The following is an 18,925-nucleotide window of genomic DNA, read 5'->3' on the forward strand; positions in this document are numbered from 1 at the left end:
CAAAAGAGTTTTCCCGAAATGACCCAGCAAAAGCGCATCACAGCCGTGCTCGGTCCGACCAACACCGGCAAGACCCACTACGCTATCGAACGTATGCTTGGCTATCGTACTGGCGTGATCGGCCTGCCCCTGCGCCTGCTGGCCCGTGAGGTCTATGACAAAATAGTGGCCGTGCGGGGCCCTTCCGTTGTCGCGCTTGTCACAGGCGAGGAGCGCATTGTTCCACCGCGTGCCCAATATTGGGTTTGCACAGTTGAGGCGATGCCGGAAGGCATGGCCGCAGACTTCCTCGCGATTGACGAAATCCAGCTCTGCGCAGACCCAGAGCGTGGCCATGTCTTCACGGATAGGCTCCTACGCGCCCGCGGAATAAACGAAACGCTGTTTCTTGGGTCTGATTCCATGCGCGGTATTATCCGTGCTCTTGTCCCCGAGGCCGATTTTCTGGGCCGTGAGCGTATGTCCCAGCTTGTCTACGGAGGCTCCAAAAAGATCAGCCGTATGCAAGCGCGCTCCGCCATCGTCAGCTTTTCGGTCGAAAACGTTTATGCCATCGCCGAGCTTCTCAAGCGCCAAAAAGGCGGCGCCGCTGTTGTCATGGGCGCGCTTAGCCCCCGCACACGCAACGCACAAGTCGAGCTCTACCAAAATGGTGACGTCGATTTCCTCGTCGCCACCGACGCCATCGGCATGGGGCTCAACCTAGATATCAACCATGTCGCCTTTTCGGCCACCGCTAAGTTTGATGGCCGCCGTATGCGGTCACTCATGCCACATGAACTCGCCCAGATAGCGGGCCGTGCAGGGCGTGGCATGTCCCATGGCTCTTTTGGAGTCACTGGCGAGGCCGCCCCGCTGGATGACGGCGTGGCTCAAGCCATCATGGATCACCGCTTCGCACCTGTGAAAAAGCTCATATGGCGTAACCCTGCGCTACAATTCGGCCAACTTGATGCCCTCATCCACTCGCTCGAAATCAGCCCAAGCGATGAGCTTCTCGTCAAAGCCCGCGAAGCAGACGACCTCCTCGTGCTCAAAACGCTCGCCGCAGAAGCCGAGCCGCGCGCCCGCGCCTCTGATGCCGCCTCAGTGCGCCTTTTGTGGGATGTCTGCTGCGTGCCAGACTTCCGCTCTATCTCTTCAAGCGAACACGCCACCCTCTTGGGGCAGATTTTTGCGCACCTGCACGAGCGCGGCGAACTGCCTGAAGACTGGATCGCACGGCACATAAAACACATTGATCGCCCTCAAGGGGACATAGATACTTTGTCCAAACGGCTGGCCTTTATCCGCACATGGACCTATGTCGCACAGCGAAAAGGCTGGACAAGGGACGATTCTCATTGGCGCGAGACGACTCGCGCTGTAGAAGATCGCCTGTCAGATGCGCTACACGAAGCGTTGACCCAGAGATTTGTCGACAGGCGCACCTCCGTGCTCCTGCGGCGCCTAAAACAAAAGGAGGCCATGTTGGCCGAAGTAAATGAAAATGGTGAAGTGACGGTCGAAGGCGAATTCGTCGGCCGTCTCGAAGGGTTCCGCTTCTCGCAGGACAAATCCGCAGCAGGCCAAGAGGCCAAGACACTAAAAGCCGCAAGCCTTGCCGCGTTGACCCCGCATTTTCACTTGCTGGCCGACCGCTTCTATAATGCACCAGACACAGAGATCGACTTTACTGAGCAAGGTGGCCTCATGTGGGGCAACACAGCCGTTGGTAAACTCGTCAAAGGGGCGGAGGCCCTCAAGCCTACAGTGAAGGCTTTTGTTGATGACGAAGCTGGCGCAGATGTGGCTGAGAAAGTTACACGCCGCCTTCAGCACTTCATTGATCGCAAAATTGCCACCGCCTTTGAACCACTGTTCAATCTATCACGCGATGAAACGCTTACAGGCCTCGCCCGCGGCTTTGCCTTCCAGATGGTCGAGGGCTTGGGCCTTCTGCCCCGCGCGGTTGTTGCCAATGACGTCAAATCACTCGATCAGGACGCACGCTCCGCACTGCGCAAGCACGGCATCCGCTTTGGCCAGTTCACAATCTTCCTGCCACTGCTCTTGAAGCCCGCGCCCACGCGCCTACGCCTCGTGCTTTGGTCTCTCGCGCAAGACTTGCAAGAATTCCCAGAAGCGCCCCCCGCGGGTCTCGTGACCGTGCCAAACATGTCGTCTGCGCCACAGGGCACAGATACTATGGCCGGCTATCGCAACGCAGGTGAACGCGCGATCCGCATCGACATGCTGGAGCGCCTCGCCGATATGCTGCGCGGTGAAGATAGCCGTGGCGGTTTTGAAGCCAAAGCAGACATGCTTTCGATCACAGGCATGACCCTTGAGCAATTCGCTGATCTGATGGCAGGTCTTGGCTACAAGGCCGAAAAAGGCGAGCGCGTCAAAGTCAAATCCGCGCCAGCCGTTGCCGCAGCCCCCGCTGAAGAGGCCAAAGCAGAGGCAGACGTATCGGTAGAAGCTGCAGGCGAAGCACCTGCCCCAGAAGCCAAGGCCGAAGCGCCAGCAAGCGAAACCCCAGCCGAGACCGAGGCAGAAACCCCAGACATGGAAGTATTCTACAGCTTCACATGGGGCGGAAACCGTGGCGGCAACGCGCGTGCGCCTCGCCAAGAGGGTGACAAACCCCGAGGTAAAGGCAAGCCACAGGGCAAACCCCGCGGCAAGCCTCAAGGGGGTGCTAAAGGCAAACCGCAAGGCGCACAAAGCTTCCAGGCTCGTCCGCCCAAAGAAAAAGCCATCGACCCTGATAATCCCTTCGCTGCTGCGCTCATGGGCCTCACCAAGAAAGACTGATGGCAGAGACGCCCACCGCCCCCGCAAAACTGCGGATCGACAAATGGCTCTGGCACGCGCGTTTTTTCAAAACGCGTGGCCTCTCGGCCAAGCAAGTGTCAGGCGGCCATGTGCGTATCAATAGGCAAAAGACTCTAAAACCCGCCCATGGCGTAACCTTCGGCGATGTGCTCACCTTTGCGCAGGGTGATAATATCCGCGTGGTCAAAATTCTCGCCTTAGGCGAACGGCGCGGCCCTGCCCCTGAAGCCCAATCGCTCTATGAAGACCTAACTCCACCACGTGAAGAGCGCCTGCCTGAGCCCGCGAGGACAGGCCCACGCCCCACGAAGAAAGATCGTCGCGATATTGCCGCCTTCAAAGACGAGGGCAGCTGAGCCACAGCCCCATCCCTGCGGCATAGAGTGCGCTTGAATGATCGGCCAAAAACGACTAGCTCAGCACGGAAAGCCATCAATTAGGGGGTCTCCCATATGACCTACATCGTCAACGACGCGTGCATCGCTTGCAAATACACAGACTGCGTCGAAGTCTGCCCAGTAGATTGCTTCTACGAGGGCGAGAACATGCTGGTGATCCACCCCGATGAATGCATCGATTGCGGCGTCTGCGAGCCTGAATGCCCTGCCGATGCCATCCGCCCAGATACGGACGCAGGCACCGAACAATGGGTGGAATTCAACCGCAAGTATTCTGAGCTCTGGCCTGTGATTGTCAGCAAAAAAGACCCCCTTCCCGAAGCCGAAGAGCGCGATGGTGAAGAGGGCAAGCTCGAGAAGTATTTCTCCGAAGCTCCTGGGGAGGGCGGCTGAGCGCTCCGCCGCCTGCCTAACCTTACGTAAGCAACTCCTTCTACCAGCACGCTTTCTTTTGCCTCCGATTCGTGCTATGTATCAGGTATGTGAAATATGAAACCTGCCTGAACCCATCCCCCGAGCTGCCGCTTGCTGGATGGTTTTGTTTGTCAAAAACTCTGGCCTGTCGGGGCGGCTCTTGCGGCCCCCAGCATCGTTTTTGACCTACTCACAGGATTATCGGCAATGCGAGGAAAGATTGCATGACCAAATCGAAGAAACCGGACTTCCGCGCCAATGAATTCGTTGTCTACCCCGCCCACGGCGTTGGACAGATCGTATCGATCGAGAAACAAGAGGTCGCCGGCTTTGAGCTCGAGCTTTTCGTCATCTCATTTGAGAAAGACAAAATGACTCTCCGCGTCCCCACAAACAAAGCGACAGAGATCGGCATGCGTGGGCTCTCAAGCCCCGATGTGGTCAGCCACGCGATGAAGACCCTCAAAGGCAAAGCCAAAGTCAAACGTGCGATGTGGTCCCGCCGTGCGCAAGAGTATGAGCAAAAGATCAACTCGGGCGACCTGATTGCCATTGCAGAAGTCGTACGTGACTTGCATCGCTCCGATGATCAGCGCGAGCAAAGCTACTCCGAGCGCCAGCTTTATGAAGCCGCTCTCGAACGTCTCACACGCGAAGTTGGCGCCGTCGGCGGCGGTGATGAAATGGCAGCCGCCAAGCAGATCGACGACGTTCTGGTCAGCCGCGCCGCCTGATAAGCATACCCGAAACAATCAAAAGCCCGCGCCTCTCCCAAGAGCGCGGGCTTTTTTTATACATATCACCAAAGCAGCAGCGGTACGTCTACTTCCTCTTTCCAGAAATATCCGTGGGGAGCGCAAGGGGGCAACGCCCCCCCCCTCGCACCGGTCGGACCAGCGCATGCACCAAGCCGAAACAAAAAAAGAGCGCGGTGGATTGCTCCGCCGCACTCTTAAAACTCTCTCGCTCTAATAGCTTAGCCGCGTGCGCGGCCGACAAGCTTCCATGCGGCAGGCAGGATCATCGCCGCCAGAACGAGCTTAACCGCATCGCCAACAAGGAAGGGCGTGAGGCCCCATGCCAGCAGCGGCTTGTCAAAGCCATAAATCAAACCAAGGCCAACAAGGCCAGGCACATAGATCAGCGCATTACCAATGAGCATCGCACCCGCCATTTTACCCGCCGAGCGGTCCCAGCCCATACGTGCCAAAACCCCAAGCGCCAAAGTTGCCAGTACGTAACCGACAAGATAGCCGCCTGTGCTGCCCATCATATAGGCAAGGCCGTAGCTTTCAGCAGATGAACCAGCAAACACATCAAAGCCCATCACGCCAACAAGCATGTAAGTCATGATGGTCGCAAGGCCGAGGCGTGGGCCATAGGCTGCACCAAGAGCGAGCACAGCAAAAGTGCCCATTGTGATCGGCACAGGCCACATTGGCACAGCAATCTTAGCCGAGATTGCCAGCGCCATAACTCCCGCAATCACAAGCGCAACGCGCTTGGCCGCAAGGCCCAAGCCGCTGGTCGCGCCGAATGTTTCGATCAAAACTTTATTCGTCATGGCAGTGGCCATTCCACGTCCCTCCATTTGTTTGGGCAATTTCTGCACCAGCGAAGCATTTTTCGCAAGTCAGAACAGCCTACTCACGTGAATAATCCGAAATCATTTCATAATTTTTGCGAGGTCCAAGCACCTGCCAACTCACCTGCCAGCGCGGCCATGTACCAAAATCATAGACCACATCATATTGGTCCGGATCACACCAATGCCCGGTCTCTCCTCCCAACGGCGGAACCTTGTGAAAAAACCGCCCGTCCTCAAAGTAAACACTCAAATCAGCATCCCAGCGATACCGCCGCTCCGCCTGCATCGGTGGCTGGCCTTGCACACTCAAAACGCCGCGTTCTTCATACGCGCCCCCAAGCGTCCACTCGGCCACGCCTTCAAAACGCGCCTCGGCGCCCGTCACAGGCACAATCCGCCGCGACAGCGCCCAGCGCCCCGTAAAGTCGCTTAAAACGCGCATATCAGCTTTCTATCTCGGGCAAAGCGTCTCATATCCCCTGTCCTGACTTGAGGTTAAGCACCCCCCAGTCTATGAGCAGCGCAACCCCACCTGCAACCCGCAACAGCGAAGGCATCCTTATGATCGAGCGTTACTCCCGTCCCGAAATGGTTTCTATCTGGTCCGCTGCGACCAAATTCAAAATCTGGTACGAAATCGAGGCCCACGCCTGTGATGCCATGGCCGATTTGGGTGTAATCCCGCGCGAAAACGCCGAGGCCGTCTGGAAGGCAAAGGACGTTGAGTTTGATGTCGCCCGCATCGACGAGATCGAAGCCGTGACAAAACATGATGTCATCGCCTTTCTGACACACCTCGCCGAGCACGTCGGCTCTGATGAGGCCCGCTTCGTCCACCAAGGCATGACAAGCTCTGATGTGCTCGACACCTGCCTCAATGTGCAGCTCGTCCGCGCAGCCGATATCCTGATTGCGGATATGGAAAAGCTACTGGCCGCGCTCAAGACCCGTGCCATGGAGCACAAAATGACAGTCCGCGTCGGCCGCAGCCATGGGATTCACGCAGAGCCCACAACAATGGGCCTCACGTTTGCACGCTTTTACGCCGAAATGGATCGCAACTTGGCGCGCCTGCGCGCCGTGCGTGAAGACATCGCCACAGGCGCAATTTCAGGCGCGGTCGGCACATTCGCCAATATCGACCCGCGCGTCGAAGAACATGTCTGCGCCCAGCTTGGCCTCACGCCAGAGCCAATCAGCACACAAGTCATCCCACGCGATCGCCACGCCATGTTCTTCGCCGTGCTCGGGGTCATTGCGTCAAGTATCGAAAACGTCGCCATCGAAATCCGCCACATGCAGCGCACCGAAGTCCTAGAAGGCGCGGAGTTCTTCTCAATGGGGCAAAAAGGCTCCTCAGCGATGCCACACAAGAAAAACCCAGTCCTGACCGAGAACCTCACAGGTCTCGCGCGCCTTGTGCGCATGTCAGTTATCCCAGCGATGGAAAACGTGGCCCTCTGGCATGAACGCGATATCTCGCACTCCTCCGTCGAACGCGCCATCGGTCCAGACACAACCATCACACTTGATTTCGCCCTCGCCCGCCTCACCGGCGTGATCGAAAAAATGCTGATCTTTCCTGAGAATATGCTCGACAACATGAACAAATTCCCCGGCCTAGTGATGTCCCAGCGCGTGCTGCTCGCCCTGACCCAAGCAGGCGTGTCTCGCGAAGACGCCTACTCGATGGTCCAGCGCAACGCACTCAAAGTCTGGGAAGAACGCCTTGATTTCCAAGAGCTTCTCTTGGCCGATGATGAAGTCGTCAAAGCCCTCGGTGAGGACGGCATCAAAGCCAAGTTCGACATGGAATATCACACCAAACACGTCGATACGATCTTCCAGCGCGTGTTCGGCGAGAGCTGAAGCGGCTCAAAACACTGGGGCGCGCATCACAGCGCGCCCTTCCCCTAGGTCCGAATCTAAATTTATGCTAGCATCTCTACACCCATAGAGAGGATACAGCATGTCTAAACTCTTCCTTACCGCCGCCTTCATCCTGTCCGCGAGCTTTGCGTCTGCTGAGTGTAACCGTGGCCACGACCAAGCCATGAGCTGCCCCCAAGGCCAAAGCTTTGACGCCCAGTCAGGCGCTTGTGTGCCACTGATCAACAGCTAAGGCGCTTAAAAACAAAACCAATTTTAGCCAAAGTTTGCACAAAACCTAGGTTTAAATGCCTTTGGCCTCTGCGTCCCACGCAGGAGTCGAAAGGCTTTTTTAGGAGCTTCGCTCTAGGGTCTTCTGAAGTCAGATAGGAAGCCCCATGTCCGCGTTGCAGCCCCACACGTCTCTCTCCTCGAGTCTTCCCTCCGCACGTGGCCCCGCGCGGCTCTCCTCCGCCCAAAAGGCGGCTATCATTGTGCGCTTCCTGCTCAAGGAAGGCGCCGATGTCCCTTTGGAGCGCCTCTCAGACGACAGTCAGCGCACTCTCACCGAAGCCATCGGTGGGATGGGCTTTATCAACCGCGAAACTCTGGCTGACGTCCTCGCCGAGTTTGCCCGCGAAATCGAAGCCATGGGCCTTGTCTTTCCAGCTGGCCTCGCCGAGGCGCTGCACTCTCTAGAAGGTCGCATCTCGCCTCAAACAGCTGCGCGCTTGCGCAAAGAAGCGGGCGTGCGCCAGATCGGCGATCCTTGGGAGCGTATTCGCGCACTTGAACTCGACAAGCTACTTCCTCTCCTTGAGCAAGAAAGCACAGAGGTGGCCGCCGTGCTCCTGTCCAAGCTACCGGTCGCCAAAGCCGCTGAGCTTCTGGGCAAGCTTCCGGGACCCGAAGCGCGCAAAATCAGTTATGCGGTCTCCCTCACAGGTCAGGTCACGCCTGACGCCGTGGACCGGATCGGCCTCTCCCTTGCCGCACAGTTTGAACATGAGCCCCTGCGCGCTTTTGAGGATGATCCCGTGGAGCGCCTCGGCGCAATCCTCAACATCGCCAATTCCGAAATGCGTGATAGCCTGCTTGCCGGCCTTGCGGAAGAAGACAAAGCTTTCGGGCAGCGTTTGAAAAAGGCCATCTTCACGTTCGTGCATATTCCAGCCCGTGTTGGCCCAGTCGATGTGCCGAAGCTCATCCGCGATGTCGATCCTGAGACAATGCTCATTGCCCTCGCCTTCGCTGTCAAAAGTGGTGATGAGTCCCTACACGGCACGGCCGAATTTATTTTAACCAATATTTCCAAGCGCATGGCCGAGGGGCTGCGCGAAGAAATTGCCGAGAAGGCCAGCATCAAAGCCAAAGATGGCGAGACTGCCATGAACGCGGTGATCGCAAGCATCGGCAACCTGCAAGCCGCAGGAGAACTAACTTTGATTGTCGAGGACGAGGAAGAAGACGAAGACTGACCCTCATCAGACACAAGGGCATAAGCGCTTCCCCTCCCTCGACAAAGTCGTTAACCTGCGAATGAATTTTGGCAGGACAGCGCATGCCCCTCTCTTCCACAACCAAGGCGATTCTGCTTATGTTGGCAGCAATCTTCTGTTTTTCGACGATGGATATGCTGGCCAAGCTGCTCTCGGGCAGAGTCGGAACCATGACAACCCTTTGGGTCCGGTATTTAGGCCAAACGCTTTTTGTCACCGCACTTATCGCCCCCAAATTTTCGCAAATCGTGCGCACGCGTTATCCCAAGCTCCAGCTCGCCCGCTCAGTCTTCCTACTTTGCGCCACAAGCTTCTTCTTCTTTGGCATTTCCAATATCGGGCTGGCCGAAGCCGCTTCCGTCATGTCCACCAACCCGATCTTCATCACGCTTGGCGCAGCAGTTTTTCTCGGCGAGCGCTTCGGCCTCAGGCGCGCCCTCGCCATCGCGGCCGCCCTCATTGGAGCGCTTCTTGTTATTCGTCCAGGCTCTGAGGTGTTCTCGCCCTTTGCCTTGCTGCCCCTCGCAGCGGCCGTCTGTTACTCGGCCTATGCTCTGGCAACACGCTTTGTCGGACGCGATGAAAACGCATGGACATCGCTCTTTTACACCGCCCTCTTTGGCGCTGTGGTGCTTACGCTTGCCTTACCGCAATTCTGGCAGCCTCTCGCATTGGCCGATGCACCGCTCGTTATCGGCATCACGCTCTGCGCCACGCTCGGGCAGCTCGCACTCATCCGCGCCCTGATGGAAGGCGAGGCCGCGATGCTCGCCCCCTTCTCTTACGCAGGCATCCTCTTTGCTATCTGCTATGGTTACTTTGTCTTCTCCGACAGTCCCGATCTCTTCACAGCGCTTGGCGCGCTTGTGATTGCGGCGGCTGGCATTTATGTCTGGCACCGCGAGACCTTCGGAAAAACAAAAAGCTAAACACCTATGCCAGCTGCCCCACTCCCCTTGCGCAAACGTGCAGGTTATTTTGTCAGCAACCTGCTGTTTCGCGGGCTGATTGGCGCTGGCCTCTTGCTGCCCTATCACTGGCGCGTTCCTGCGATGGGTTGGGTCGTTTCGCGCGTCCTAGCACCTTTGGCCGGCTGGCGCGCCCGCGTGCGCACCAATCTCGCGCATGTCATGCCCGACCTACCTGAAGAAGAAGTCCGCCGCATCTGTCGCGCAGCTCCCGACAATGCAGGCCGTACGCTAATTGAGATCTATTCGGGCGATTCGTTCAAAGCGCGCGCAGTGAACGCGCCCATCACAGGCCCCGGCCTCGCCGCCTTGGAAGAGGCGCGTAAAACAGGCCGCCCTGTCATTTTGGTCACAGGTCACTTTGGCAACTACGACGCCGTCCGCGCCAGCCTGATTGCGCGAGGCCACAATATGGGCGCGCTCTACCGTGCCATGCGCAACCCATACTTCAACGCGCACTACGTCCGCGCCATCTCGGCGATCGGTGAGCCAATGTTTCTTCAAGGCCCGACAGGCATGAAACAACTCGTCAAACATCTACGCGCAGGTGGGGTGCTAGGGATCCTGACCGACCTAAACAATCTTTCAGGGGAAGCTCTTGATTTCTTTGGTAAACCCGCGATGACTTCAATGATCACGGCGGAGCTTGCCCTGAAATATGACGCCGCACTTATCCCCGTTTATGCCGTGCGCCAAGACAACGGGCTCGACTTTGAAATCATCGCACAAGCCCCGATCACGCCAACCGATGCAAAGACCATGACACAAGATGTGAACCACCAGCTGGAAGCTCTGGTGCGCGAAAATATTGGCCAATGGTTCTGGATTCATCGCCGTTGGAAGTCCAAATAGCCGCGCCTTTTTCGCACCGTTTCAGACCCCTCCGGATGGCCCTTTCGCACCACCACTTGACGTGTTGCGAAAAGAGCCCATTCGAACCTGTTGATTTTCTTGGCATTTCAGAGTTATACACAGGTCTTGACCAGTTATGACAAATTGTCACTTTTTTGCCCCAATTCATCCTTAAGGAAGACAGGAAGAGCAGCGAAAAGTCTGCTCAACGATAATATTTGAAGGCAGAAGCTGAACATGGAAAAGAAAGAGCTGGCTCGCGCCACGCGTCTGCAAGTGTCTTGTGCACTTGTCCCCGCATGCCCAAGCACGTCCCATCTGCTCCGCGCCTCTTCCCCTCAAGGGAGGGCCGCATAATGCGCAAACTCCTGCTGCCCATGTGCTTGACACTCGTCGGCTGTATGCCTGGCAATATGGCTGACACACCCTCGCGCGACTTTGTGCAAGAAAGTGCTCTCGGCTTGCCGCCTCTCAAATCTTTCGCAACCTCTTCTGTCGAAGCGCCTACGCGCTCCAACATTGATATAGCTCGTGACTTCCTTGAACTCAGCTTTCACCTTGAGTCAGGTAGAGAGCTCCCCGTACTCACCCGTTTCGAAGGCCCAATCAGCATCCGCGTTACAGGTGCTCCGCCCGCGACGCTCCTGCCCGATCTTACTCGTCTGATCTATCGCTTCCAAAGCGAGGCCCGCCTTAATGTGAGCCTGACAAACGCTCCAGATGCCAACATCACAGTTCAAGCCGTAAGCCGCGCCGACATTCGCAAAAACCTGCCGCATGCGGCCTGCTTTGTTGTGCCCAATATTTCCGATATTTCTGAATACAAGTCCGCCCGCCGCAGCGCCAAGACCAACTGGGCCCAGCTGCGCCAGCGCAATCGACTCGCCGTATTCGTTCCCAATGACGCAAGCCCCCAAGAGGTCCGTGACTGCTTGCACGAAGAGCTCGCCCAAGCCATTGGCCCCTTGAATGACCTTTACCGCCTGCCCGACTCCGTTTTCAATGACGACAATATGCACACAGTCCTCACAGGCTTTGATATGCTCGTTCTGCGCGCCTATTACGCGCCCGAACTGCGCACAGGCATGAGCAAACGTCAGGTCGCCTCCGTGCTACCCGGAGTTCTCGCCCGCCTCAATCCCGCGGGCGAGGCCCGCAGCCCCGAGCGCGCGGCGCCAACCCCCCGCAGCTATATCGCCGCTGTTCAAACGGCCCTTGGCCCTGGCGCCAGCATGCCACAGCGCCGCAAGGCTGCCGAGAAAGCCCTCGAGATTTCGCGCGCCTTCGGCTGGCAGGATCACCGCCGCGCCTTTGCCCATTACGCTATGGGCCGGATCGCGCTGCAGTCCGATCCCAACGAAGCGCTGAAGCACTTTCAAGCGGCGGATCAGTTTTACGCTAACTCAAGCGCAACAACGCTGCACCGCGCCTATGTCGCGTCTCAGCTCGCCTCCCACGCCATCAGCGAAGGCAATGGCGTGCGCGCACTCACCCTTGTGAACCCAGCAATGCATATCGCCAAAGAACATGAAAACGCTGCACTCCTTAGCACGTTGATGCTCTTGCGCGCCGAAGCGCTCGAACTCACAGGCCGCTCCTCGGAGGCCCAGCACGTTCGGCTGGACAGTCTGGGCTGGGCGCGTTACGGATTTGGTTCGGAATGGGCAGTGCGCGCAAAGATGCGCGAAATCTCCACGCTCAGTCCACGACGGGGCCAACGCGGGTAAGACCAAATGATTGTAGGACTAGGATTTCTGATCGGCGCTCTAATTGGGGCGCTGATCGCACGTAAAAAAGGCGGCAACCGCCTCGACATTCTGCAGCATGCTGCCGTGATTGGCGTGATGGTGGCTATCTTGGCACTCTTCGTCAACATTTTGATCCTGCGGTTTATCTGAGGCCAACGATGTTTCTGCCCTTCTTTGAGAACCTCCGAGAAGCTGGCATCCCTGTCTCCCTGCGCGAATACCTGACCTTCCTTGAGGCCGTCAAAGCCGGGTTGGTTACCTATGACATTGAAGGGTTCTATTACCTCGCGCGCACTGCCATGGTCAAAGACGAGCGCCACATTGATCGCTTCGATCGTGCTTTTTCACATAGTTTCAAAGGACTGGAAGATCTTCCTTTAGGTGATGTCTTAGAAGCTGTCGACATCCCTTCCGATTGGCTTGAGAAACTCGCCGAAAAGCATCTGAGCGCTGAAGAGCGCGCCGAGATCGAAAGTTTAGGCGGCTTTGACAAGCTCATGGAAACATTGAAAGAACGCCTGAAAGAGCAGGAAGCCCGACACCAAGGCGGCAACAAATGGATCGGGACAGCAGGGACTTCTCCCTTCGGAGCCTACGGCTACAACCCCGAAGGCGTGCGCATCGGCCAGAATGAAAGCCGCCACAAAAGTGCCGTCAAAGTCTGGGACAAACGCGAGTTCAAAAACCTCGATGGCGATGTCGAGCTTGGAACACGCAACATCAAAGTCGCCCTGAAGCGCCTGCGCCGCTGGGCGCGTGATGGCGCGCATGATGAACTTGATCTTGACGGCACAATCCGCGCCACAGCCGAGCACGGCTACCTAGACGTCAAGACCCGCCCAGAGCGGCGCAACGCCGTGAAAGTCCTTCTGTTTCTCGATATTGGCGGCTCGATGGATCCGCACATCAAAATGGTCGAAGAGCTTTTCTCCGCCGCCAAATCTGAGTTCAAACACTTTGAGCACTTCTACTTCCATAACTGCCTTTATGAAGGCGTCTGGAAAGACAACGCACGCCGCTGGGATCAGCAAACGCCCACATGGGAGGTCCTGCGCACCTACGGGGCAGACTACAAGTGTATCTTCGTCGGTGATGCCTCTATGTCGCCCTATGAGGTCGCCTACCCTGGCGGCGCGAACGAGCACTGGAACGCCGAGTCAGGTCAAGTCTGGCTGGAGCGCACCCGCGAACATTGGTCCAACAACGTGTGGATCAATCCAGTACCTGAGAAGTACTGGGGCTACACCCACTCCATCGGGATGATCCAAGAGATTTTCGAAAACCGTATGCACCCGATGACGCTTGACGGCATAACAGCCGCCATGCGCGAGCTTCTCTGATGTCTCGCCGGCAGAATGGTCTGCTTGGTGTTCTGCGCTCCCATCCTGTCATGTCTCTTGCTTTCGCTCTCGCTCTCGCGCTGGTTTTGTTTTTCGCGACAGGCTTTGTCCGCCACGCCATCTACTGGTCAGACCCAGCCCATCAAGCCCAGCCCCTAGAAGGCTGGATGACACCACGCTACATTGCCAACTCTTGGAACGTTGACGGCCCCGAGCTAGCCAAACATCTCGGCGTGAGCGAAGCGCCCAAAGAGCGCCCCACGCTGCAAGATATCGCCGATAAGCGCGGCGTACCACTTGCGACGATCATAGCGATCGCTGAGAGCTATCTGACAGCCCACGCGCGCATCAAATGAGCGATACACTTCTCCAACTTCTCGCCACATACGGCGCGCCCCTGCTCGCCCTGACAACCTTTGCCTCCTGTCTCGCGCTACCTGTCCCTTCGTCTCTGATGATGCTGGCTGCGGGAGCTTTTGTGGCCTCCGGAGACTTGAGCGCAAGCGCGGTCGCGGGCGCAGCCTTCGCTGGAGCTGTTGCGGGCGATCAGCTCGGCTATGTTGCAGGCCGAGGTGGTGGAGCCTTTATAGAGCGCAAGCTCGCCAGCCGCCCCAAACGCCGCCGCCTCTATGCCCGCGCCCGTGCCTACCTTCTTAGCCACGGCAGCTATGGGGTGTTTCTCACGCGCTGGCTTTTTTCTCCGCTCGGACCCTACGCAAATTTGGCGGCAGGCGCTGCTCGGCTCAGCTGGGCACGCTTCACACTTTGGGCCGCCGCAGGCGAAGCCCTCTGGGTCGCGCTTTATGTGACGCTGGGACAGGGCTTCTCGCACAACCTTATGATGGCTTCCGATCTCATCACTCAAGTGCTAGGCCTGCTTGCCGCACTCGGCAGCAGCTTTTTTCTGGGGCGCTGGTTGCTCAAACTCTCCAGACAGCGGGCGCGGGGCTAGCGTTTCGATTCTGACACTGCCAAAGCACGCAGTCTGCTAACCTGTCACCGCGAGCGCTTCTGTTCTTTTGGCCCACAAACTATTGCTTAAACAAAGCCCCTGGCCCCCAGCCCACAGATTTAAGGCCTGCAAGTTTGAGCAAATGCCACAAAAGTGCTTGATTAGAGGAGATCACAGGGCATCCCGCGCGCTGTTCTGCTTCTTGCAAAATACCAAAGGTCCGCAGATTTGTGCAGCTGGCAAAAACGGCATCGCACTCTGATATTTTCGAAACGTTTTCTATTGCTTCAAGTGTACTCTGCTCACTGATCCGCGCGACTTTTCTATCCTCACGTTCCGCAAAACTAAACTCACTCACCGCCTCGAACCCATTCGCGCTCAAAAGCGCCCGCATCGGTGCAGTCACCTCTTTCACATAGGGGCTGACAAAAGCGATCCGTTTGGCCTTGAGCGCGTGAAGTCCTGCCATAACTGCCGAAATAGGGTCACTCACTGCCGCCTCTGGATGGCTGTCTTGTACCAATTCAGCAACCCGTGCAGGCCCAATCACAGTGCTGGCCGAGGTACAGGCATAGCCTACAGCCTTAAGCCCTTCGGGCAAAAGCTGCGCTGCCTCAGGGAGCCTTTTTTCCATCATTTTAAGAGCCTCAGGCGTCACATCAGCCTCAGCCCTGATACGCGTGTGGACAAGGCTCACGGCTTGCCCCGCAAGCACTTGGCGCGCCTCATTTTCAAGTGTCTCATCCGTTGAAAGCACAATCAGGCCCAGCTTTGCCGCCCCGCCATAGCCGTCGTCCAAGTCGTAAGTCTGCATGTCATGAGCCTTGTGTATATTCCGCTGGCCCGAATCTGACCCCGCACCTAACCTTGCCCCATGAGCAATGCCCCTGTCACGCACATAGACCCGATACGATTTGCAGCCGATCCCTATCCAGATCTGGCACACATGCGTGCGCACGCGCCCATCTCCTTTGTGCCCGAGTTAAATGCAACGCTTTTCACACGCCGCGATGACATCTTCACCCAAGAAAAACGCGTCGACATTTTTTCATCCGAGCAACCTGAAGGCTTAATGACCAAGCTTATGGGCGAGAACCTTATGCGCAAGGACGGCGAAGCACATATGTTTGAGCGCCGTGCGCTTTTCCCCGCGCTTAGTCCACGTACGATGCGAGACATCTGGTTGCCGCAGATTGACGCTAAAGCAGATAAGCTTCTGCAATTCATAGCAGAAAACAAAGCCTGCGATCTCGTCCGAGACTACGCCATGGTCATTTCAGCCGAGACACTCAAGCTCGTGACAGGCCTGACAAACATGGAAGCCGAAGAGCTTGATCGCGTCAGCCAAGGCATGATCGACGGCTGTGCCAACTACGCAGGGAAGCCTGAAATTGAGGCCAACTGCCATGACTGCACACGCTCAATCGACGATCACATCGACGAAATGATTCCGATTGTCATGAAACACCCTAACAAGTCAGCACTTTGCGTGATGCTTGAGGCTGGGCTGCCACTAGAGTCCGTTCGCGCCAACATCAAACTGATTATTTCGGGAGGTCAAAACGAACCTCGCGACGCCATCGCCGGTGCCTCTTGGGCCCTACTTACCCACGCGGAACAACTCGACATGGTAAAGAGCGGTGCCGCAACTTGGAGTGAGGTGTTTGATGAATACGTCCGCTGGATATCCCCAATAGGCATGTCCCCGCGCGAGGTCGCTAAAGACGAGGTCATTGGTGAAGTTCAGTTCACAAAAGGCGAACGCATCTTCTTTATGTTCTCCTCAGCGGGCCATGACGAAGACTATTTCGAAGCCCCAGAGACCTTCGATATAAAGCGCAATACTGGTCCAAGTATTCCCTTCGGAGCGGGTCCACATTTCTGCGGCGGCGCGGCTGTGGCCCGCTCTCTCATCACAGAGGTCGCCCTCCCAAAGCTCTTCAAAGCCTTCCCCAATCTCCGTCTCGCTGGGCCAGCTCCCTTTACAGGATGGGCCTTTCGCGGCCCAACAAAAATGCCCGTTGCGTGGTAGCTCCAAACACCCCATATCTGTGGCATGCTCAAACTTCTGCCCATCCTTCTGCCGCTGATCTATGGCTACATCATTTACCGCTTCTCCGTGCGCAACACGCTGAAAGAGCTGGATGCGAAGTCCACCGAGCTGGCCGATCCCGCGTTTCAGCCTGTTCTCGAACGTCTTGCAGCAGCGCTCGGCATCCCTCGCGTGCGTGTCCACCTTTACGAGATTGAGCCAGTGAATGGCCTTGCCGCACCCGATGGCCGCATCTTCATAACACGCGGGTTCTACGACAAATTTCGGTCAAACGAGGTTTCCGCCGAAGAGCTCGCCAGCGTCATTGCACACGAGCTTGGCCATGTCGCCCTTGGCCACTCCCGCCGCCGCATGATCGATTTTTCAGGCCAAAATGCGATGCGCATGGCCCTCGGCGCTGTACTATCGCGCTTCATTCCTGTGATCGGCTTCTGGCTCGCCAACTTCGCCACAAGCCTCCTCGCCGCCCGCCTTTCACGTTCTGACGAATACGAAGCCGACGAATACGCCGCCGCTTTGATGACAAAGGCAGGCTTTGGCGTGACGCCGCAGATCGAGCTGTTTCACAAGCTCGAAACCCTCACAGGCGCGGTCGCAGGCCGCCCACCAGCATGGCTCTTGAGCCACCCAAAAACCGAAGAGCGTATTGCCGCCATTCGTGCACTCGAAAGTCGTTGGCAAGACGCCTAAGACAGCGCCTTCGCAAGTCGCGGTAAACGCGCTTTCTTGAGCAAGCCGCGCATGTCCCAATCCTGCCCTGACAGCTCTTGAGCCTTGGCCAAAACCCGTGAGGCGACGCCTGACACAAGCTCTGGCTGCGCGGCCCAAAGTCCGCGCAAATACGCGTCAGGGTCCAATAAGCTCAGCCCTTCTTCAGCCAAAATCTGCGCCGGAAAGTCTTTTTTATTCAATGTGATGATTGCATCAGCTGAGCCTGCAATCGCAGCTGCGAGCACATGAATATCGTTCGCATCTGGCAGCCAAAGGCGCGCCTTTAGCCCCTCTCCATAGCGCACCCGCGCATTCGGCCAGCGGGCATTGAGCAACGCAATTTCGCCTTCGGCAAAAGCCCGCGCGCCTTGCTCGTGCTTCTCGGCAGTATGTGCCCACTCACCCTCGATTTCAGCAGACCAAAATGGCTCAAACGCCCCCGCAACCGCCACACCAAGGAGCATCTCGCGCATAACTGTCGGATACAGCACGCAAGTGTCGAGTAGCAACTTCACAGGCGATAAAACAGCGCTTTGAGATAGCCACTTTCTGCAAGCTGCGGCATCAGCGGATGATCAGGCCCTGCAAAACCCGTATGGATCAGCTGGCTTGTGCGCCCCGCTCTGCCAATGCCACGGCTAGACGCGGCGCGGAACTTGCTCAAGTCAGCGGCATGGGAACACGAACAGAGGCCCAAATAGCCACCATCCTTGACCAAAACAGACGCCAACCGTGCAATCCTCTCATAAGCCCGCAAACCTGCATCGAGCGCTTTCTTAGACGGCGCAAAAGCGGGTGGGTCACAGATCACAACGTCAAATGTACGCCCCTCTTCCGCCAATGCCACAAGCGCATCAAATGCATCTGACACACGGGTTTCAAAGCGTTCAGAAACGCCCGAAGCCTTCGCACCCTCAGTCGCCAATTCAAGAGCAGGTGCTGAGCCGTCCACAGCAAGAGCGCTTGTCGCACCGCCCGCCAAAGCCGCGAGGCCAAACCCGCCTACATGCGAGAAAACATCAAGCACATCAGCACCTTGGCTGAGCTGTGCGGCAAAAGCCTGATTGTCTCGTTGGTCAAAAAAGATCCCTGTTTTCTGTCCGCCTGTGAGGTCAGCCATATAGGTTGCACCGTTCATCTTAACAGGTACAGGCCCGCTAGGGGCAACACCCGCCAAGACAGCGCTCACATCGTCCAGGCCTTCCAAGCCTCGGGCGCGGCCAGCCGCGTTTTTGAGGATCGTCGTGATCCCGCCAAGCCCAAGCAGAGCTTCGCACAACGCATCGAGCTTCATCTCGGCCCAAGCCGCGTTAGGCTGCAATACAACCGTGTCACCAAAACGGTCAATGACCACACCAGGAAGCCCATCAGCCTCCGCATGGACAAGGCGATAGAACGGCTCGCTATAAAGCCGCTCACGCATTTCCAAAGCCTTTGAAAGCTTCGCTTTAAACCATGCAACATCGACAGGGACGTTGACATTTCGCTCCAACATGCGCCCCGAAATACGGCTCTCGGCGTTGAAGCCGACAAGCCCCAAGGGCGCGCGATCGGCATCTTCCAAAAGCACAATCTCGCCTTTTGAGATGGCTTTCGTGCGGCGGTCAAGCACGAGTTCATTGTCAAACACCCAAGGCGCGCCGTGACGAATCTTGCGCGCGTCTGCTTTGGGTTTGAGGCGAATAACGGAATAAGGGAGCTGTGTCATACAGC

At 57.1% G+C, this 18,925-nt stretch carries 21 protein-coding genes; 16 read left to right on the plus strand and 5 right to left on the minus strand.

What is annotated here, in order from left to right:
* Window positions 1-18: 18 nt before the first annotated feature.
* The 4 genes from DSM117340_RS09880 to DSM117340_RS09895 all read left to right on the plus strand — a co-directional run bounded on the left by DSM117340_RS09880 (window position 19) and on the right by DSM117340_RS09895 (window position 4,366).
* The gene (locus tag DSM117340_RS09880; protein ID WP_089889710.1) at window positions 19-2,799 is read left to right on the plus strand and encodes a helicase-related protein; all 2,781 of its coding nucleotides are present in this window, start codon (window positions 19-21) and stop codon (window positions 2,797-2,799) included.
* Entirely contained in the window at window positions 2,799-3,176 is a 378-nt protein-coding gene (locus tag DSM117340_RS09885) for an RNA-binding S4 domain-containing protein (RefSeq protein ID WP_089889707.1), read from the plus strand. Before DSM117340_RS09880 ends, DSM117340_RS09885 begins: the two co-directional genes overlap by 1 nt.
* A gap of 96 nt (window positions 3,177-3,272) precedes the next feature.
* Window positions 3,273-3,611, plus strand: a complete 339-nt coding sequence (gene fdxA, locus DSM117340_RS09890; RefSeq protein ID WP_089889705.1) for a ferredoxin FdxA — start codon at window positions 3,273-3,275, stop codon at window positions 3,609-3,611.
* A 245-nt stretch (window positions 3,612-3,856) separates the two neighbouring features.
* Complete coding sequence (locus DSM117340_RS09895; protein WP_089889702.1) at window positions 3,857-4,366, plus strand: CarD family transcriptional regulator; 510 nt, start codon at window positions 3,857-3,859, stop codon at window positions 4,364-4,366.
* 242 nt (window positions 4,367-4,608) lie between these two features.
* Here the strand turns inward: DSM117340_RS09895 and DSM117340_RS09900 are convergent, their stop codons facing one another.
* Together DSM117340_RS09900 and DSM117340_RS09905 are read right to left on the minus strand one after the other, a co-directional pair.
* Window positions 4,609-5,196, minus strand: coding sequence for a biotin transporter BioY (locus tag DSM117340_RS09900; protein WP_245724393.1), 588 nt, complete (start codon window positions 5,194-5,196; stop codon window positions 4,609-4,611).
* 79 nt (window positions 5,197-5,275) lie between these two features.
* Window positions 5,276-5,662, minus strand: coding sequence for a DUF6314 family protein (locus DSM117340_RS09905; RefSeq protein ID WP_089889696.1), 387 nt, complete (start codon window positions 5,660-5,662; stop codon window positions 5,276-5,278).
* Between the two features lie 119 nt (window positions 5,663-5,781).
* On the opposite strand from DSM117340_RS09905, the gene purB reads away from it, so the two are divergent.
* The 10 genes from purB to DSM117340_RS09955 all read left to right on the plus strand — a co-directional run bounded on the left by purB (window position 5,782) and on the right by DSM117340_RS09955 (window position 14,448).
* Window positions 5,782-7,089: an adenylosuccinate lyase gene (purB, locus tag DSM117340_RS09910; protein ID WP_089891520.1), complete on the plus strand. Its 1,308-nt coding sequence runs from the start codon at window positions 5,782-5,784 to the stop codon at window positions 7,087-7,089.
* A gap of 100 nt (window positions 7,090-7,189) precedes the next feature.
* On the plus strand, window positions 7,190-7,342 hold the full coding sequence (locus tag DSM117340_RS09915; RefSeq protein WP_143037421.1) for a chitin-binding domain-containing protein: 153 nt from the start codon (window positions 7,190-7,192) through the stop codon (window positions 7,340-7,342).
* Window positions 7,343-7,487: 145 nt separating this feature from the next.
* A complete protein-coding gene (locus DSM117340_RS09920) occupies window positions 7,488-8,567 on the plus strand; it encodes a FliG C-terminal domain-containing protein (RefSeq protein WP_089889693.1) in 1,080 nt (359 codons plus the stop codon).
* Window positions 8,568-8,650: 83 nt separating this feature from the next.
* On the plus strand, window positions 8,651-9,517 hold the full coding sequence (locus tag DSM117340_RS09925; RefSeq protein WP_218140877.1) for a DMT family transporter: 867 nt from the start codon (window positions 8,651-8,653) through the stop codon (window positions 9,515-9,517).
* A 6-nt stretch (window positions 9,518-9,523) separates the two neighbouring features.
* Window positions 9,524-10,408 (plus strand): lauroyl acyltransferase, encoded by an 885-nt coding sequence (locus DSM117340_RS09930; protein WP_089889690.1) that lies wholly within the window; start codon window positions 9,524-9,526, stop codon window positions 10,406-10,408.
* Window positions 10,409-10,764: 356 nt separating this feature from the next.
* On the plus strand, window positions 10,765-12,135 hold the full coding sequence (locus DSM117340_RS09935; RefSeq protein WP_089889688.1) for a DUF2927 domain-containing protein: 1,371 nt from the start codon (window positions 10,765-10,767) through the stop codon (window positions 12,133-12,135).
* Window positions 12,136-12,141: 6 nt separating this feature from the next.
* The gene (locus DSM117340_RS09940; protein ID WP_177170650.1) at window positions 12,142-12,306 is read left to right on the plus strand and encodes a hypothetical protein; all 165 of its coding nucleotides are present in this window, start codon (window positions 12,142-12,144) and stop codon (window positions 12,304-12,306) included.
* 8 nt (window positions 12,307-12,314) lie between these two features.
* Window positions 12,315-13,496: a VWA domain-containing protein gene (locus DSM117340_RS09945; protein ID WP_089889685.1), complete on the plus strand. Its 1,182-nt coding sequence runs from the start codon at window positions 12,315-12,317 to the stop codon at window positions 13,494-13,496.
* Complete coding sequence (locus DSM117340_RS09950; RefSeq protein ID WP_089889682.1) at window positions 13,496-13,852, plus strand: hypothetical protein; 357 nt, start codon at window positions 13,496-13,498, stop codon at window positions 13,850-13,852. The genes DSM117340_RS09945 and DSM117340_RS09950 overlap by 1 nt, the downstream gene beginning before the upstream one ends.
* Entirely contained in the window at window positions 13,849-14,448 is a 600-nt protein-coding gene (locus DSM117340_RS09955; protein WP_089889679.1) for a VTT domain-containing protein, read from the plus strand. Before DSM117340_RS09950 ends, DSM117340_RS09955 begins: the two co-directional genes overlap by 4 nt.
* A 79-nt stretch (window positions 14,449-14,527) precedes the next feature.
* On the opposite strand, the gene DSM117340_RS09960 is transcribed toward DSM117340_RS09955, so the two are convergent.
* A complete protein-coding gene (locus DSM117340_RS09960) occupies window positions 14,528-15,262 on the minus strand; it encodes an aspartate/glutamate racemase family protein (RefSeq protein ID WP_089889676.1) in 735 nt (244 codons plus the stop codon).
* Between the two features lie 60 nt (window positions 15,263-15,322).
* Here DSM117340_RS09960 and DSM117340_RS09965 point away from each other — a divergent pair, with 60 nt between their 5' ends.
* Both DSM117340_RS09965 and DSM117340_RS09970 read left to right on the plus strand, forming a co-directional pair.
* On the plus strand, window positions 15,323-16,480 hold the full coding sequence (locus tag DSM117340_RS09965; protein ID WP_089889673.1) for a cytochrome P450: 1,158 nt from the start codon (window positions 15,323-15,325) through the stop codon (window positions 16,478-16,480).
* 24 nt (window positions 16,481-16,504) lie between these two features.
* Window positions 16,505-17,191, plus strand: coding sequence for a M48 family metallopeptidase (locus DSM117340_RS09970; RefSeq protein ID WP_089889670.1), 687 nt, complete (start codon window positions 16,505-16,507; stop codon window positions 17,189-17,191).
* Here the strand turns inward: DSM117340_RS09970 and DSM117340_RS09975 are convergent.
* Window positions 17,188-17,727, minus strand: a complete 540-nt coding sequence (locus DSM117340_RS09975) for an RSP_2648 family PIN domain-containing protein (protein ID WP_089889667.1) — start codon at window positions 17,725-17,727, stop codon at window positions 17,188-17,190. The two genes, DSM117340_RS09970 and DSM117340_RS09975, sit on opposite strands and share 4 nt — an antisense overlap.
* Window positions 17,724-18,920, minus strand: coding sequence for an RSP_2647 family RNA methyltransferase (locus DSM117340_RS09980; protein ID WP_089889664.1), 1,197 nt, complete (start codon window positions 18,918-18,920; stop codon window positions 17,724-17,726). Before DSM117340_RS09980 ends, DSM117340_RS09975 begins: the two co-directional genes overlap by 4 nt.
* Window positions 18,921-18,925 lie beyond the last annotated feature (5 nt).

The organism is Lentibacter algarum, assembly GCF_040580765.1.
GTDB classification, from domain to species: domain Bacteria; phylum Pseudomonadota; class Alphaproteobacteria; order Rhodobacterales; family Rhodobacteraceae; genus Lentibacter; species Lentibacter algarum.